At 70.7% G+C, this 14634-nt stretch carries 12 protein-coding genes and 1 pseudogene; 2 read left to right on the forward strand and 11 right to left on the reverse strand.

The annotated features are described in order from the left end of the window. The 8 genes and pseudogenes from Q9R17_RS20055 to Q9R17_RS20090 form a co-directional block, all read right to left on the reverse strand. Complete coding sequence (locus Q9R17_RS20055) at nt 1-765, reverse strand: 2,3-dihydro-2,3-dihydroxybenzoate dehydrogenase (protein ID WP_308156337.1); 765 nt, start codon at nt 763-765, stop codon at nt 1-3. After that, nucleotides 756-4667: an amino acid adenylation domain-containing protein gene (locus tag Q9R17_RS20060; protein ID WP_308156338.1), complete on the reverse strand. Its 3912-nt coding sequence runs from the start codon at nt 4665-4667 to the stop codon at nt 756-758. Before Q9R17_RS20060 ends, Q9R17_RS20055 begins: the two co-directional genes overlap by 10 nt. Beyond that, a complete protein-coding gene (locus Q9R17_RS20065; protein WP_308156339.1) occupies nt 4664-4921 on the reverse strand; it encodes a phosphopantetheine-binding protein in 258 nt (85 codons plus the stop codon). Before Q9R17_RS20065 ends, Q9R17_RS20060 begins: the two co-directional genes overlap by 4 nt. Beyond that, a complete protein-coding gene (locus Q9R17_RS20070) occupies nt 4918-5553 on the reverse strand; it encodes an isochorismatase family protein (protein WP_308158391.1) in 636 nt (211 codons plus the stop codon). Before Q9R17_RS20070 ends, Q9R17_RS20065 begins: the two co-directional genes overlap by 4 nt. Before the next feature lie 6 nt (nt 5554-5559). Then, a pseudogene (locus Q9R17_RS20075) lies at nt 5560-7206 on the reverse strand (AMP-binding protein); the annotation flags it as partial. Between the two features lie 2 nt (nt 7207-7208). Next, nucleotides 7209-8402, reverse strand: a complete 1194-nt coding sequence (locus Q9R17_RS20080) for an isochorismate synthase (protein WP_308156340.1) — start codon at nt 8400-8402, stop codon at nt 7209-7211. Then, nucleotides 8399-9595 carry an MFS transporter gene (locus Q9R17_RS20085; protein ID WP_308156341.1) on the reverse strand — a complete coding sequence of 399 codons (1197 nt, stop codon included), beginning with the start codon at nt 9593-9595 and terminating at the stop codon, nt 8399-8401. The genes Q9R17_RS20080 and Q9R17_RS20085 overlap by 4 nt, the downstream gene beginning before the upstream one ends. A 175-nt stretch (nt 9596-9770) precedes the next feature. After that, the gene (locus tag Q9R17_RS20090; RefSeq protein WP_308156342.1) at nt 9771-10760 is read right to left on the reverse strand and encodes an NAD-dependent epimerase/dehydratase family protein; all 990 of its coding nucleotides are present in this window, start codon (nt 10758-10760) and stop codon (nt 9771-9773) included. A 93-nt stretch (nt 10761-10853) separates the two neighbouring features. Here Q9R17_RS20090 and Q9R17_RS20095 point away from each other — a divergent pair, with 93 nt between their 5' ends. Continuing rightward, entirely contained in the window at nt 10854-11768 is a 915-nt protein-coding gene (locus Q9R17_RS20095) for a LysR family transcriptional regulator (protein ID WP_308156343.1), read from the forward strand. 4 nt (nt 11769-11772) lie between these two features. On the opposite strand, the gene Q9R17_RS20100 is transcribed toward Q9R17_RS20095, so the two are convergent. Together Q9R17_RS20100 and Q9R17_RS20105 are read right to left on the reverse strand one after the other, a co-directional pair. After that, complete coding sequence (locus Q9R17_RS20100; protein WP_308156344.1) at nt 11773-12102, reverse strand: DUF3817 domain-containing protein; 330 nt, start codon at nt 12100-12102, stop codon at nt 11773-11775. Between the two features lie 70 nt (nt 12103-12172). Then, on the reverse strand, nt 12173-13108 hold the full coding sequence (locus Q9R17_RS20105; protein ID WP_308156345.1) for a TIGR03571 family LLM class oxidoreductase: 936 nt from the start codon (nt 13106-13108) through the stop codon (nt 12173-12175). 217 nt (nt 13109-13325) lie between these two features. On the opposite strand from Q9R17_RS20105, the gene Q9R17_RS20110 reads away from it, so the two are divergent. Continuing rightward, entirely contained in the window at nt 13326-13796 is a 471-nt protein-coding gene (locus tag Q9R17_RS20110) for a GNAT family N-acetyltransferase (RefSeq protein ID WP_308156346.1), read from the forward strand. 59 nt (nt 13797-13855) lie between these two features. Here Q9R17_RS20110 and Q9R17_RS20115 read toward each other — a convergent pair whose 3' ends face one another. Beyond that, nucleotides 13856-14617 carry an SDR family oxidoreductase gene (locus tag Q9R17_RS20115; protein ID WP_308156347.1) on the reverse strand — a complete coding sequence of 254 codons (762 nt, stop codon included), beginning with the start codon at nt 14615-14617 and terminating at the stop codon, nt 13856-13858. Nucleotides 14618-14634: the final 17 nt, after the last annotated feature.

The raw sequence follows: 14634 nt of genomic DNA on the forward strand, positions 1-14634 counted from the left end.
TCAGCCGCGCAGCGTGGCGCCGCCATCCACGTACAGGTCACTCATCGCCACATGCCCGGCCTGCTCGCTCAGCAGGAACATCACCGCGTTGGCGATGTCCTCCGGCGTGGCCAGCTTGCGCAGGGGAATGCCTGCCTTGTAGGTGTCCAGGCTGCCATCGATCACCCGTTGCACGCCCTGCCCGTCCTCCCACATCCCGGTCTGCATCGGGGTCAGGGTCGAGCCCGGGGCCACGATGTTGCAGCGGATGCCCAAGGGCGCCAGCTCCAGCCCGAGGCAGCGGGTGAACATCGTCGCGGCGGCCTTCGACGCGGCATAGGCCGCCATGCCATGGCGCGGGACGCCAGCGGCGTTGGAGCTGACCACCACCAGTGCGCCCTCGCGGCGCGGTGACATCACCCGCGCCAGGGCGCGGCCCAGATGGAACACGCCATCGGCATTGACCGCGAACACCTGCCGCCAGTCCTCATCCCGCGTGTCCTGCACCGCGCCCACGTGCAGCACGCCGGCCACGCTGGCAGCCAGCCCGATCGGTCCCAGTGACTCCTCCACCAGATCCACGAACGCATCCACGGCCGCGGCATCGCGCACGTCCAGTGCAAAGGCATGTACCCGCCCCTGCGCTGCATCGACCCTCGGCACGTGGCGATCGGTCGCCACCACCACGCAACCCGCCGCCGCCAGCTGCCCGACCAAGGCGGCGCCAATGCCACCGCCCGCCCCTGTCACCAGCGCGATGCGCCCCGCAAATCCGCTCAGCTGCATTCACCTGTCTCCTGTTCGTGGTCCCACGCCTGCAGCCGCTGCGACAGCCACGGCGCGATCTGTGCCACCGCATCGCGCCCGGTCAACTCGGCATGCAGGAACGGCAGTTCACGCGCCTCGACCTGCCGTGCGTGCGCCTGCCACAGCGCCGACTGCAGCTGCGGTCGTGCCTGGTGATCCCGGCCCGCGCGGACATGCACCAGCGTGCCGTCATACGGTCGGTGGTGGTGATCGCGGATGAGCCGATTGGTGCCGGTCACTGCCCGTACCACCCCATCCAGCACGGGGTCCGGCAGACTGCCCAGCGCGCTGCCGCCGCGCCGCAGGAACGCCAGGATGCGCTCGCGGTCATCCAGTTCCGGATGCGCGTCCGGGTCGTGGCCGGCAATGGCGAGCAGCGCACGCAGCGCTGCGATGGGGTCGGGCTCGGGCTCGGCGCGCCAGCACTCGCTGGGGTAGGCATCCAGCAGTACCAGCTCGCCGACGGTACGGCCGATCTCCTGCAGGCGTACCGCCATCGCCTGCGCCAGGATGCCGCCCACCGACCAGCCCAGCAGATGGACCGGTCCCTGTGGCTGCAATGCGATGACGCGCTGCACGTAAGCATTGGCCATGGCTTCGATGCTGCCCGGCAGCGGCTGTGCCGGGTCCAGCGCGGGCGACTGCAGGCCGTGCACGGTGCGGGCCGGTGCCAGCGCACGCGCCAGCGTGCGGTAGTTCCAGGCGATGCCACCGGCCGGATGCACCACGAACAGGGGGGGCCGCCCCGGCTCGCCGTCGGCCAGCGTGATCACCGGCCCCAGCGCATGGTCAGCCTGAGCGGGCCGGGCGGCCAGCCGCGCCGCCAGCGCTGCAACCGTGGGCTGTGCGAACACCGCGCCCAGGCCCAGCTCGCAGCGCCAGCGCGCCTCGATGGCCAGCAGCAGGTGCACGGCCGACAGCGAATCGCCGCCGAGTGCGAAGAAATCCGCATCGACCGCCACCGGCGCATCGCGCCCCAGCACGCGCGCGAACAGTGCGGCCAGCTCGGTTTCCAGCGGTGTGGCGGCGGCCCGTCCCATCACCTCGGCCCACACCGGCAGCGGCAAGGCCCGGCGGTCCAGCTTGCCGTTGGCCGTCACCGGCCAGTCGTGCACCGGCACGTAGGCGGTCGGCAGCATGTAGTCAGGCAGGCGCGTGGCCAGGTGCGCGCGCAGCGCTTCGGCGGCGGGCGCCGTCGCGGATACATAGGCCACCAGCCGCGGCTCTCCCGGCAGATCGTCACGCAGCAGCACCTCGGCGCGTGCCACGCCGGGCAGCTCACGCAGCGCCACTTCAATCTCCCCCAGCTCGATGCGCAGGCCACGCAGCTTCACCTGGTGATCGCTGCGGCCCAGATACGCCACCGCGCCATCACGGCGCCAGCGGGCCACATCGCCGGTACGGTAGATCCGCTCACCGGGCAGGAACGGATCGGCCAGGAAACGGTCGGCGGTCAGGTCATCGCGCCCCAGATAACCGCGTGCCAGCTGCACGCCGCCCAGGTACAGCTCACCGGCCACGCCGACCGGCAGTGGCCGCAGTCCCGCATCCAGCACATACAGGCGCGTGTTCCAGACCGGGAAGCCGATCGGCACCGGCTGCGTGGTGTCATCGGCACCGGCCGGCCACCAGCTCACGTCCACCGCCGCTTCGGTGGGGCCGTACAGGTTGTGCAGCTCTGCCTGCACCACGCGGTGGAAACGGTCGCGCAGCGCGGCATCCAGCGCCTCGCCACTGGTGAATACCCGCCGCAGCACCACTCCCTGCGCCGCCGGTGCAGCCACGAAGGCCGCCAGCATCGACGGCACGAAATGCGCGGTGGTGATGCCGTGGGTGCGGATCAGTCGTGCCAGCTCGGCCGGGTCGCGGTGCGCGTCCGGGCCGGCCAGCACCAGCGTGGCCCCGCACAGGATCGGCAGGAAGAATTCCCAGACCGATACATCGAACGTGGCCGGGGTCTTCTGCAGCACGCGGTCATCGGCCTGCATGCCGTAGTGCACCTGCATCCACAGCAGGCGGTTGACGATGGCACGGTGCTCGATGACCACGCCCTTGGGCTCGCCGGTCGAGCCGGAGGTATAGATCACATAGGCCGCATCGTCAGGTGCGGCCGCGGCAGCCAGCGCGGCATCGTGCTGTTGCGACCAGTCCTGCGGCGGCAGCACATCAGCCTCCGGCAGGCGCTGCTGCAGCGTTGCCTCGGCCAGCACCGCACGCGGCGCCGCCATCGCCAGGATGCGTGACAGGCGCGCATCGGGATGGGACAGATCCAGCGGCAGGTACGCCGCACCGGCACGCAGCACGGCCAGCAGCGCGATGACCAGCTCGATCGAGCGCGGCAGGGCCACCGCCACCCGGTCCCCGGGGCCGATGCCACGCGCCTGCAGCTGCGATGCCAGTGCACGGCTGCGCTGCTCCAGCGTGGCGTGGTCGATCCGCGCATCGCCCAGCTCCAGGGCAATGGCGGCCGGATCACGTGCCATGCCCTGCTCCAGCAGCGCGGCCAGCGTCGTGGCCGGCACCGGGCAGGCCGTCGCATTGAAGTCGTGTACCACCTGCTGGACATCGGCCGCGCTGGCCAACGGCACCGACTGCAACGGCCCGTCGGCCAGGGCCGCCGACACGAAATGCAGCAGCCGCTGCGCATGATCCTGCAGATCGGCCGGCGTGTAGAGCGCGGGGTTGGCTTCGATTTCCAGGTCCAGCACAGCCAGCGCATCACCGCGGAAGCCCAGCGTCAGTTCATCCACCGGGCCGGTACACAGCACGTCTAGCCGTGCCTGCACGCCAGGCACGCCGATCGGCCTGTAGAACGGCTGCACATTGATCAGCGGGCCATGCAGGCGCTGCTGGCCACCCATGCGACCAAGATCGCGGCGCATCTGCTCGCCCCGGTAACGCCCATGGCGACGGCCCTGCACCAGCTGCCGGCCCAGGCTGCGCGTGGCCGCTTCGACACTGCTGTCGCTGGCCGCCACGCGCAGCGGCAGCACGTTCATCACCATCGCCGGTACCCGTGCCGCCGCACTGCCCAGGCGCGCCATGAACGGCACGCCGACCACGGCCTCGTCCAGCCCGCTCATGCGCCGCACATAGTCCGCGCCGAGCGCGGTCAGCACATCCGGCCACGGCTGCAGCCAGCCGGCCGCCGCCTCCAGCAGGCGCTGGCGCAGCGGCGCCGGTACCGGCTGCACATGGCGCAACGCGTCATGGCTGGCCGGCGCCGTGCCGGCCAGCCCGGTGGCCGGCGGCATGTCGCCCAGCGTGTCCAGCCACCACTGCCGGTCCTGGACGCGACGCGCATCGGCGCGATAGCCGGCATCCTCGGCCAGGGCGGCGGCCAACGGTGGCAACGGCGAGCCCGTGCGGCCGGCCAGCAGCGCGCAGACCCGGTCGGTGAACAGGGCCATCCCATAGCCGTCGGTGGCCAGGTGGTGCACGCGCAGGTACCAGACCCAGCGCCCGGGCCCGAGCACGTACAAGCGCTGCTGGGCGATGCGGTCGCGCGTGGGGTCCACCGGGGACAGCCGATCGGCACGCATCAGCCCCTGTGCCGCCGCTGCCGGGTCGGACGCTGCGGACAGATCCACCGGCTGCAGCCAGGGCACATGGGTCGGGTCATGCCACTGCACCGGCTGCCCATCGTCGGCTTCGGCAAAGCGCAGCGCGAACGCTTCGGCCTCGCGCGCGGCCTGATCGGCCGCGGCAGTGAACGCAGGCACATCCAGCGTGCCCTCCATCCACACCGCATGGGCGGTGTTGAATGCCGGGTTGTCCGGCGCCAGGCGCTGCGCGAACCACAGCCCGGCCTGTGCCTCGGTCAACGGCACCGTCCCCGCCGTGGCGGGCACCGGCGCGTCGGCCTGCACCTGCCCGCTCATGCGCGCGCGCCGGCCTGCAGCTGCTGCACCACGTTCCACCAGCCGCGCAGCGTGCTGTATTCGGCCAGCTGCGCGAACTCGACCGGCAGGCCGGTGTTGCTCCAGGCCAGCACCAGGCCGAGCATGCGCATCGAATCCAGGTCCAGGTCGATCAGGTTGTCATCGTCACCGATGTCGCCCGGCGCGCAGTCAAGCACGCGGGCCACGTCGGCCCGCATGCGCTCCAGAGTCAACGGCACGGTCGGGGTAGTCATGCCAGGGCCTCCAGCAGTTGGTCGGTGGTCATCGGCACACCGCAGGTACGGGCAATCCAATGCAGCGCCTGGTCGTGGTCGGCGCGTGAGAAATCGGCCACCGCGTCGGCGGCGATGAACGCCTCGATGTCGCGCTGGAAGGCCTCCACCACCGTGGCGGTACAGCCGATGTGGGCATACACGCCGGTCACCAGCAGCTGGTCGCGGCCACGCACGCGCATCAGCGTTTCCAGGTTGCTGCGCTGGAACGCGCTGTAACGGTGCTTGACCAGAACGTGCTCATGCTCGCGCGGTGCCAGGGCATCGATGATGGCCTCATGTTCGGCCAGGGCGCGCATGCCCGGCCCCCACAGGTCGGCCTGCAGGCCGCGGTCACGACGGTCCTGGTTGCCGTGCTGGGCGGTGTAGAACACCGGAATGCCGCGGCTGCGGCAGTGGGCCAGCAGCCGTGCCAGATTGGCCACGGCCGGGGCCAGTGGCGCCGCCCCGGCATCGAAGGCAGCCAGGAAGTAGCGCTGCATGTCATGCACCAGCAACGCCAGCCGCTCGGCCTGCGGCCGCCAGGGACCGCGTGGCGCCGGCAGCTCGGCGGCCGTCGGCAGGGAATACGGGGTGATCTTCGGCAGCGCCATCAGCGCTCCTCCTGTCTGTTGCAGATAGCGTTCGCGCAGCTGCGCGCGCAGTTCGCGGCGGCTGATCTTGCCCACCGCCGTGGTGTCGAACGCGTCCACGTACACGACCTGGTCGGGTACCTTGAACGCCGCCAGGCCACGGCCACGCATCCACGCTTTCAGCGCGGGGGCCGCCACCGGTTCGCCCTGGCGGATGACGAACGCGCAGCTGCGCTCGCCAAGGAAATCATCGGGAATGGAGACCACCGCCGCATCGAACACGCCCGGGTGCGCCAGCAGGTGGTCTTCGATCTCCTCGGCGGAAATCTTCTCGCCGGCGCGGTTGATGTGGTCGCTGGCACGCCCCTGCACCACCAGGTAGCCACCGGGCAGCTGCTGCACACGATCGCCCGTGCGGTAGAAGCCCTCGTCGGTGAAGGCACGCGCATTGGCCGCGTCATCATTGTGGTAGGCGCGGATGGTGTAGGGGCCGCGGGTCAGCAGATGGCCGACAGTACCCGGTTCCACGGGCCGGTCGTGGTCATCGACCACGCGCACCTCGTCGTCCGGGCTGATCGGCCGCCCCTGGCAGGCCACGATCAGCTCCAGCGGATCGTCCAGGCGCGTGTAGTTGACCAGCCCCTCGGCCATGCCGAATACCTGCTGCAGCGTGCAGCCCAGCCCATCGATCACCCGCCGCGCCGCCTCGGGCACCAGCTTGGCACCGCCCACCTGCAGCACCTGCAGGCTGGACAGGTCGTGCGTGGTGGTCGCGGCCGCCTGTGCCCACAGCAGCGCCAGCGGCGGCACCAGCCCGCAGCAGGTGACCCGCTCGGCAGCAATCAGCGGGAACGCTACGTCCGGCGCAGGGCCGGGGCTGAGCACCACGCGCGCACCCGCGTACAGCGCACCGAAGAAGCCCGGCGAACTCATCGGGAAGTTGTGCGCGGCCGGCAGCGCGACCAGGTACACGCTGTCCGCATCGATACCGCACAGGGCATTGCTGGCGCGGAAGGAATACAGGTAGTCGTCGTGCGTACGCGGAATCAGCTTGGACAGGCCCGTGCTGCCCCCAGAGATCTGCAGGAACGCCACCGACTGCGGATCCGGGTCCGCCGGCAGCTGCGCCACATCACCGTCCAGGGCATCCAGGGCGATGAATTCGCCCGCTTCACCGGCAATCACCACATGGCGCACGTCGGGCACCTGCGCCTGCAGTTCGCGCGCCAGCGTGCGGTGATCGAAGCCATCATGCACGGCGGCGGTGATCAGCGCCGAGGCCTGTGCCTTGCGCGCGAAGTGCGCCAGTTCGGTGATGCGGTGCGCCGGCAAGGCGTACACCGGCACCAGGCCGGCACGGAACAGGCCGCACGCAGCGGCGATGAACGCCGGTACGTTGCCCAGCTGCAGCAGCACCCGATCGCCCGGGTGCAGCCCTTGCGCCAGCAGGCCCGCACCGATACGGCCCGCCGCCTGCCAGAGCTGGGCGTAGCTCAGCCGCTGCGCACCGCCCACTACCGCAATGCGGTCGCCGCACTGTTCGGCCCGCGCGCGCAGGAACCCGGGAAACGTCTCGCCACGCCAGTAGCCGGCCGCACGGTAGCGTGCCACCAGCTCGTCCGGCCACACCTGCTGCAGCGGCAGGCGCGCATCGCTGCCTGCCGGGGAAATCATCGTCATGGCACCTGTGCTCCGGGAAGATCAGCCTCACGCACGCCCAGCGCGGTCAGCAGCGCGCTGAACTTGGCCGAGGTCTCGGCCACTTCGGCCTGGGGCTGGGAATCGGCCACGATGCCAGCCCCGGCGTACAGGCGCAGTTCGGGCCCCTGCAGGCGGGCACAGCGGATGGCCACATACCAGTCACCATCGCCGTGCGCGTCCAGCCAACCGACCGCGCCGGCATAGAAGCCACGTGGCAGCGGCTCCAACGTACCGATGTGCTGCAGTGCCGGTGCGCGCGGCGTGCCGCAGACGGCCGGCGTGGGATGCAGGGCCGCCAGCAGCGTTGCGGCCGGGGTCGCCGCGTCCTTCAGGGTGGCGTGGATGCGCGTGCCCAGGTGCCACATGCTCGCAGTGGCATGCAGGCTGGGGCGTGGCGCCGCCTCGACGCGGGTGCACCACGGCGCCAGCCCGTCCACGATCGCTTCGACCACGTGGCGATGCTCGTCATGGTCCTTGCGCGAGGCCAGCAGCGCCTGTGCGGCCTGCGCATCCTGGGTGGCATCGGCGCTGCGCCGCGCCGAACCGGCCAAGGGGTGCGACAGCACCTGCGCACCGCGCTTGCGCAGCAGCAGTTCCGGCGTGGCCCCCACCAGCCAGGCCGGCGCCTGCCCGGGCAGGGTCGGCAGCGGCGTGGCATAGGTCGCCACCGATGGGTCCTTGCCCAGCCGTGCCAGCAGCGCCTGCGGTGGCATCGGCTGGCGGGTATGCACACGCAGGCTGCGCGCCAGCACCACCTTGTCCAGCGGCTGCGTGGCATCCGCCAGTACGGCTACGGCACGGGCCACCGCGTCGGCGTAGTCCTGCGCCGGCGGCTCGGCCTGCACGTCGCCGGCCAGCGCGGGCGGCGGTGTATCGGTGTAGGCCAATGCCGGTGCCAACCGCACCGGCTGGTGCAGGGCATCGTCGTGCGACGGGTCGAACGGCACCGCCCCCACCAGCACGCCTGGCCCGCCACGCTGTGCTGCGAAGAATGCACGGCTGCGTGCCTCCAGCGTCTGCAACGGCCCGGCGGGCAGGCGCCGCAGGCAGCCCTGGCCGTGCACGGACTGATCGCCCTGCTGCAGCAGGAACAGTGCGGTATCGGCCCCCTCGTCGATTGTCATCGGTGTTGCCTCACCATCGGCGGGCAGGTGCAGTGCGTCGTTCATGCGGCCTCCCGTGACCGGTGCAGGACGGCGGCCAGTGCCAGGCCCAGCAGCAGCACGCCCACCAGCAGGTACGGCAGGCTCATGCCGACCCGGTACAGCACGGTGCCCAGCAACGGCCCAACCACCATGCCCATGCCCTGCACCGCTGCGACGGTACCGGCGGCAGCGCCCTGCTCGTGGGCCTGCACCGAATCGGCGGCCAGCGCCTGGAAATTGGGGAACACGAAACCCATGCCGAACGCGGCCAGCGCATAGCCGGCCAGCAGCTGCCAGGGCTGCTGCACCCACGCGACCGACGCAAACCCGAAGGCGGAAATGAAGGCCCCCACCGCGATCCAGCGCGCCGGGCGGATGCCTTCGCGCTTCATCACCAGCGCCTGCGCGACGATCAGGCCAACGCCCACCGCTGTCAGGGCCAGGCCGGCCACGCGCGCACCTTCGGCGGGCGCCAGGTGCAGGCGGTCGATGGCGAAGAACCCCACCGTGACCTGGGCGATGGTCACCGAGATCATCGCGGCGAACACCGCCAGCAGTGGCAGGCGCAGGCGGCTATCGAACCACGCCAGGCGCGGCCGCGGGCCCTGTGCGGCGGCCACCGGTGGCGTTGCCGGCAGGCGCCAGGCCAGCACGGCCAGCGCCAGCAGCGGCAGCACCGCAGCCACGTACAACGCCAGGGAAAGATCACGCCAGGCCAGCCAGCCTGCGGCGGCCGGACCGATCACCATGCCGACCGCATTGGCACTGCCCAGCTTGGCCATCACCCCCGCACGCTGCCCCGGTGGTGCCTGGTCGGCGATCAGCGCCGCCGCCGTCGGCGGCACTGCGGCGTAGAACAGGCCGACCAGCGCACGCGCACCGACCAGGGCCAGCACGCACAGCCACACCGGCGGCAGCGTGGCCAACGCCACATCGACGAACACCGCCATCGCTACATAGATCAGCGCATAGGCCGCCATCGCCACCATCAGCACGCGCTTGCGGCCGATGCGGTCGCTCAGCGCGCCCCAGGGCCGTGCCGCCAGCATCCACAGCACGCCGGCAGCGGTCACCGACAGGCCGGCGTGCCATTCGGCCATGCCCAGCACGCGAACCACCGGGCCGATGACCGCAACGAAGGCCATCATCGCCATCGTGCCCACCAGGGCGGCGAAGACAAGCGCAGGAAGACTGGGAACGACCGCTCTGGAACGCATGACCACCACTACCAATCAGGAATGACGTCACGGGCCGGAACGGCCCGCATGATTGATCGGCTTGGTCTGCGCGGTGCGCGACGTGGCTATCACCGCAAATGATAACACCTCGCATTTTCATTTGTTGCAGCCACCGGCCGTGCGGTTCATGCACGGCCACTGCGCAATGCCCGGCTCACGCTGCGCGATGCCCCGCCGGCAGCGGCGCCGGCAGGCAGCCCAGGCCGCGCAGCGTGGTTTCCACCGCCTCGGCCAGCGGCGTGTGTGGCTCCGGCCCGATCACCGCACGCAACGCGGCGTTGTCCATGTGCAGCGGCACCCGCCACAGGTAGCGCATTTCCCGCAGCTCGCGCAGCGTGGTGTTGAACGGTGCCGCCAGCGCCAGCGACCACCAGGGGAAGCGCCAGACCGCCGGCCGCCGCCCCTGCACGCGCTGCACCACCTCGGCGATGGCCTGGGCCATCTGCTGGCCATCGGCATCCCAGTGCCCGGCCATGTGGAAGCGCGCGAATGCCGGCAGCTGCGCGCGCCGCTGCAGCAGCGCCACCAGCGTCCGTGCTGCATCGGGCAGGTAGGCCCATTGGTGGCCGATGCCCGGCAGGCCCGGATTGAACACGCGTGCCACCGGCAGGCCCGCCTTCACCAACCCCTGCGAGAACCAGTTGTTGCCCGGACGCGGGCCGAAGAAATCGCCGGCGCGCAGGATGATCACCCGCAGGCCCTCGGCGCTCGCTGCCTGCAGCTTCTCTTCCAGCGCCACCCGCAGCGCGCCCTTGCGGGTGGCGGGGTGTTGCGGCGCCTGCTCGTGCGGGTTGGCGAAGGCGTCCGGGCCGTAGTTGTAGACCGTGCCCGGCAGGACCAGGGTGGCACCGGCCTGGCGCGCAGCGGCGATGCTGTTGTCGATCATCGGCAGCACCTGCACCTGCCAGTCACGGTAACCCGGCGGGTTGACCGCATGCACGATCACCGCGCAGCCCTGTGCGGCACGCTGCACGTCGTCGGCGCGCAGCGCATCGCCCTGCACCCACGCCAGCCCATCGGTATCGGCGGGCAACCGCCGCGCCATCGCCCGTACCCGCCAGCCTGCCGCCTTCAGCGCCTGCGCGGTTTCACCGCCGATGCCGCCGGTCGCGCCCAGCACCAATGCCGTCTGCCCGTGGTTCATGTCGATTGCCTGTGCGTGTGTGGGCCTCCAGTGTCGGCAGCCCGGCAGCCAAAAGGAATTGACTGGATCGGCATGCCATCCATACATTTATGCATGGACAACCCCGCCCACTGGGATCTCTACCGCAGCTTCCTGGCCGTGCTCGAGGACGGCTCGCTGTCGGCCGCCGCACGGTCGCTGGGGCTCAGCCAGCCCACGGTCGGGCGCCATGTCAGCGCGCTGGAGGCCGCCCTCGGGCTGGCCCTGTTCACCCGCTCGCAAGGGGGGCTGCTACCGACCGACATGGCGCTGACCCTGCGCCCACATGCCGAGGCCATGCGCAGCCATGCCGCCGCGCTGCGCCGGGCCGCCGAAAGCCAGGGCAGCGGCGTGCAGGGCACGGTGCGCATCGCCGCCAGCGAGGTGATCGGCATGCTGGTACTGCCAGCCATGGTCGCGCGCCTGCAGCAGCAGCACCCCGGCCTGCGCATCGAACTGGTACTGGGCAGCCACCTGCACAACCTGCTGCGGCGCGAAGCCGACATTGCCGTGCGCATGACCCGCCCCGCGCAGGACCAGCTGGTGGCACGCCGGGTCGGCACGATCAGCGTCGGCCTGTTCGCCCATCGCGATTACCTGGCGCAGCACCCCGCACCGGCCACGCTGCAGGCGCTGGGCACGCACCGCCTGATCGGCTTCGACCAGGACACACCCTTCCTGCGCAGCGCCCGCCGGGCGTTGCCGCAGTGGGACCGCGATGCGTTCGCGACCCGCGTCGACAGCGATGTGGCGCAATGGATGCTGATCCGCGCCGGTGCCGGCATCGGCTTCTGCCAGCACGCACTGGCCGCGCAGGTGCCGGACCTGCAACCGGTCCTGGCCGACCAGCTGCAGGTGGCGCTGGACACCTGGATCACCCTGCACGAAGACCTGCGCACCAGCCAGCGCTGCCGGGTGGTGTTCGATGCGCTGGTGGAGACACTGGCCGCGCATGCCGATGCAGGCAGTGCGGCAGCCGCAATGGACTGAGGCTTCAGCCGCGCGTGCGCGCCGACAGCAGACCGCGACGCTTGAACCACGCTTCCAGCGGCAGCGTCACCAGCGGTGGAATCGCCGCCAGCACCGCCAGCACCGCCGCCCACCATGGCCAGCGCAGGCGGACGGCCGCCAGCACCGCCACCACCACGTACACCAGGAAGGCCACGCCATGCAGGCGGCCGAACAGCCACACCACCGCCTCGGTGGTCTGCGGCCCGTACTTCAGCCACATGCCGACCAGCAGCCCGGCCCAGGTGAGTGCCTCGGCAAAGGCAGCGAGGGCGAACACGCGCCCCATCGGATGCAACGGCGTCGGTGCAGGCATGGCAGGTTCCAGGCAATCACATAAACGCGAATGATACGCAGATGCGATGCCAGATGACCATGCCTGCCCGCTATGCCGCCAGCGCCGGCAGCACCTGCTCGCCCAGTTCGCGGATCACGGCATCGGGATCGCGCGCGCCGGTACCGAGGTTGAACATTACATGCGCCACGCCTTGGGCCTGCACGCGCTGCAGGTAATCCAGCAGACCGTCACGGCCCACCCGCAGACCCAGTGGCAGGGCCTGCGCCGGTGCCTGCGGATCGGCCAGCAGTTCCAGCTGCATCGACTGCACGAATGGCTTGCTGCCCGCGCCGCGCTGCTGCAACGCCTGCTGCCACAGGCCGATGCGCCCTTCCTGTGCGGTCTCTTCGCGGTGATACGTGGCCCAGCCTTCGGCCTCGCTGGCGATCCACTGCAGGCTCTGCCGTGCCGTCCCTACCACCAGCATCGGAATACGTGACGCCGGCGGTGGCAGCACGGAAAAGCCTCCCGTTGCATCGCGCACCCGCGCGTGTGCGTCCGGTTCGGGCGACAGCGCATCACGCAGCACGGCCCAGCGCTCACGGAACACCCGCCCCCGGCCCTCCAGGTCTTCACCGAACGCGGCGAACTCCTCCGGGCGATCGCCCGAGCCCAGGCCCAGCACAAACCGCCCGTCGCTGATGCGGTCCAGGCTCAACGCGGATTTGGCCACCTGCAGCGGATGGCGCAGTGGCAGCACGATCGCAGCGCTGCCCACCACGATGTCCTGCGTCGCCGCCGCCAGCATGCCCAGCCACAGGAAGGGATCATCCAGCGCGCTGGCGGTCGCGTCCGGTCCCTGCGGCACCATCAACGGCACATCCCGTGTCCACAGCGCGGCAAAACCCAGCGCGTCAGCCAACCGCGCATGACGGCGCGCCTCGGCGGTGTCGGCCAGGCCATGCCCACCGACCGGCGTCATCAGGCCCAGGCTCAACCGCCCCGGCGGAAACAGCGTGCCCGCAGCACGAGTAAGGATGCTCATGCCACAAGCCTAGTAGATCCACGCCATGCGTGGATGACCGCCCCGCAAACCCACACCGTGGACTGCGTCCTGTAGATCCACGCCATGCGTGGATGGCGCTCCTGCAATGTCACGCCCTGCGTGGATGACGGTTACCGATGCATGTGCACAGGCAGTCGTCCGCTCGACACATCAACCGGCGCCTGCGCATGATGGCCCGCCCCGCGAAGGAAGCGCCATGTATTCCATCCGCCCTATCCAGCCCGCCGACCATGCAGCGGCCGCACAGGTCTGCCGCACCGCGTTCACCGCCAGTATCGCCCCCACGCTGGGCACGCAGGGCATCACGACGTTCCACGGCATTGCCACCGCCGACGCGTTCGCCACGCGCCTGCAGCAGGACAATGCCGCCTGGGTGGCCGAACAGACGGGGCAGCTGGTCGGCGTCATCGAACTCCGCGCCGGTACGCATCTGGCGATGCTGTTCGTCGAACCGGCCCTGCAGGGCCTCGGCATTGGCCGGGCGCTCCTGCAGGCACTGCTGCCCTCAGTACGCAGCGATACACTGACTGTCAGCGCATCACTGACGTCGGTCGATGCCTACCTGCGCTACGGCTTCACCCGTGCCGGTGACATCGCCGAAAGCCACGGGCTGGTGTACCAGCCCATGCTCCTGTCCATGACCGGACCACGCACCGCAGCCCCGTAGATCCACGCCATGCGTGGATAGCGCTCCTGTAGATCCACGCCATGCGTGGATGCCCCACCTCAGATATACATCCCGCCCGACGCCTCAACGCGCTGCGCGTTCACCCAGCCCGTCGCCGGCGACAGCAGCGCGGCGGCCACCGGGCCGATATCGTCCGGCCGGCCGGCCCGGCCCAGCGCCGTCACCGATGCCACCGCGGCATTGGTCGCCGCATCGTCACGCACGCGGCCACCACCGAAATCGGTGGCAATCGCGCCCGGCGCCAGCGTGTTGGCGCTGATGCCACGCGCACCCAGTTCCTTGGCCAGGTAACGGGTGAACACTTCGATGCCGCCCTTCATCATCGCGTAGGCCGAGCTGTTGATGTGCGCGAAACGGGCCAGGCCGCTGGACACGTTGAGGATCCGCCCGCCATCGATCATCAGCGGCAGCAGCGCCTGGGTCAGGAAGTACGGCCCCTTCAGATGCACGGCCACCAGCGTATCGAACTGCGCCGGGGTGGTCTCGGTGATCGCCGCGTACAGGCCCTCACCGGCATTGTTGAGCAGGCCCTGCAGGCCGGCCCCGCCCCACTGGCGGATGACCTGCTGCACCTGCGTGGCGAAGGCCGGGAAGCCGGCGCTGTCAGCCATGTCCAGCGGCAGCGCGGCGGCGCGGCGGCCCAGCGCTTCGATCTCGGCCACCACCTGCTGCGCCGCGTCGGCCTGCGCGCGGTAGGTGAGCACGATATCGGCGCCATCGGCCGCCAGCGCCAGTGCGGCGTTGCGGCCGAGGCCGCGGCTGCCGCCGGTAACAAGGACGATGCGGGAAGAAGCAGTCATGGCAGATCACCTGTCCG

Source organism: Stenotrophomonas sp. 24(2023), from assembly GCF_030913365.1.
Lineage (GTDB): Bacteria > Pseudomonadota > Gammaproteobacteria > Xanthomonadales > Xanthomonadaceae > Stenotrophomonas.

Excerpts from the sequence above, each read along its gene's own strand:
- Q9R17_RS20055 (WP_308156337.1), bottom strand. The coding sequence starts at position 765 with ATGCAGCTGAGCGGATTTGCGGGGCGCATCGCGCTGGTGACAGGGGCG.
- Q9R17_RS20060 (WP_308156338.1), bottom strand. The coding sequence starts at position 4,667 with ATGAGCGGGCAGGTGCAGGCCGACGCGCCGGTGCCCGCCACGGCGGGG.
- Q9R17_RS20065 (WP_308156339.1), bottom strand. The coding sequence starts at position 4,921 with ATGACTACCCCGACCGTGCCGTTGACTCTGGAGCGCATGCGGGCCGAC.
- Q9R17_RS20070 (WP_308158391.1), bottom strand. The coding sequence starts at position 5,553 with ATGGCGCTGCCGAAGATCACCCCGTATTCCCTGCCGACGGCCGCCGAG.
- Q9R17_RS20080 (WP_308156340.1), bottom strand. The coding sequence starts at position 8,402 with ATGAACGACGCACTGCACCTGCCCGCCGATGGTGAGGCAACACCGATG.
- Q9R17_RS20085 (WP_308156341.1), bottom strand. The coding sequence starts at position 9,595 with ATGCGTTCCAGAGCGGTCGTTCCCAGTCTTCCTGCGCTTGTCTTCGCC.
- Q9R17_RS20090 (WP_308156342.1), bottom strand. The coding sequence starts at position 10,760 with ATGAACCACGGGCAGACGGCATTGGTGCTGGGCGCGACCGGCGGCATC.
- Q9R17_RS20095 (WP_308156343.1), top strand. The coding sequence starts at position 10,854 with ATGGACAACCCCGCCCACTGGGATCTCTACCGCAGCTTCCTGGCCGTG.
- Q9R17_RS20100 (WP_308156344.1), bottom strand. The coding sequence starts at position 12,102 with ATGCCTGCACCGACGCCGTTGCATCCGATGGGGCGCGTGTTCGCCCTC.
- Q9R17_RS20105 (WP_308156345.1), bottom strand. The coding sequence starts at position 13,108 with ATGAGCATCCTTACTCGTGCTGCGGGCACGCTGTTTCCGCCGGGGCGG.
- Q9R17_RS20110 (WP_308156346.1), top strand. The coding sequence starts at position 13,326 with ATGTATTCCATCCGCCCTATCCAGCCCGCCGACCATGCAGCGGCCGCA.
- Q9R17_RS20115 (WP_308156347.1), bottom strand. The coding sequence starts at position 14,617 with ATGACTGCTTCTTCCCGCATCGTCCTTGTTACCGGCGGCAGCCGCGGC.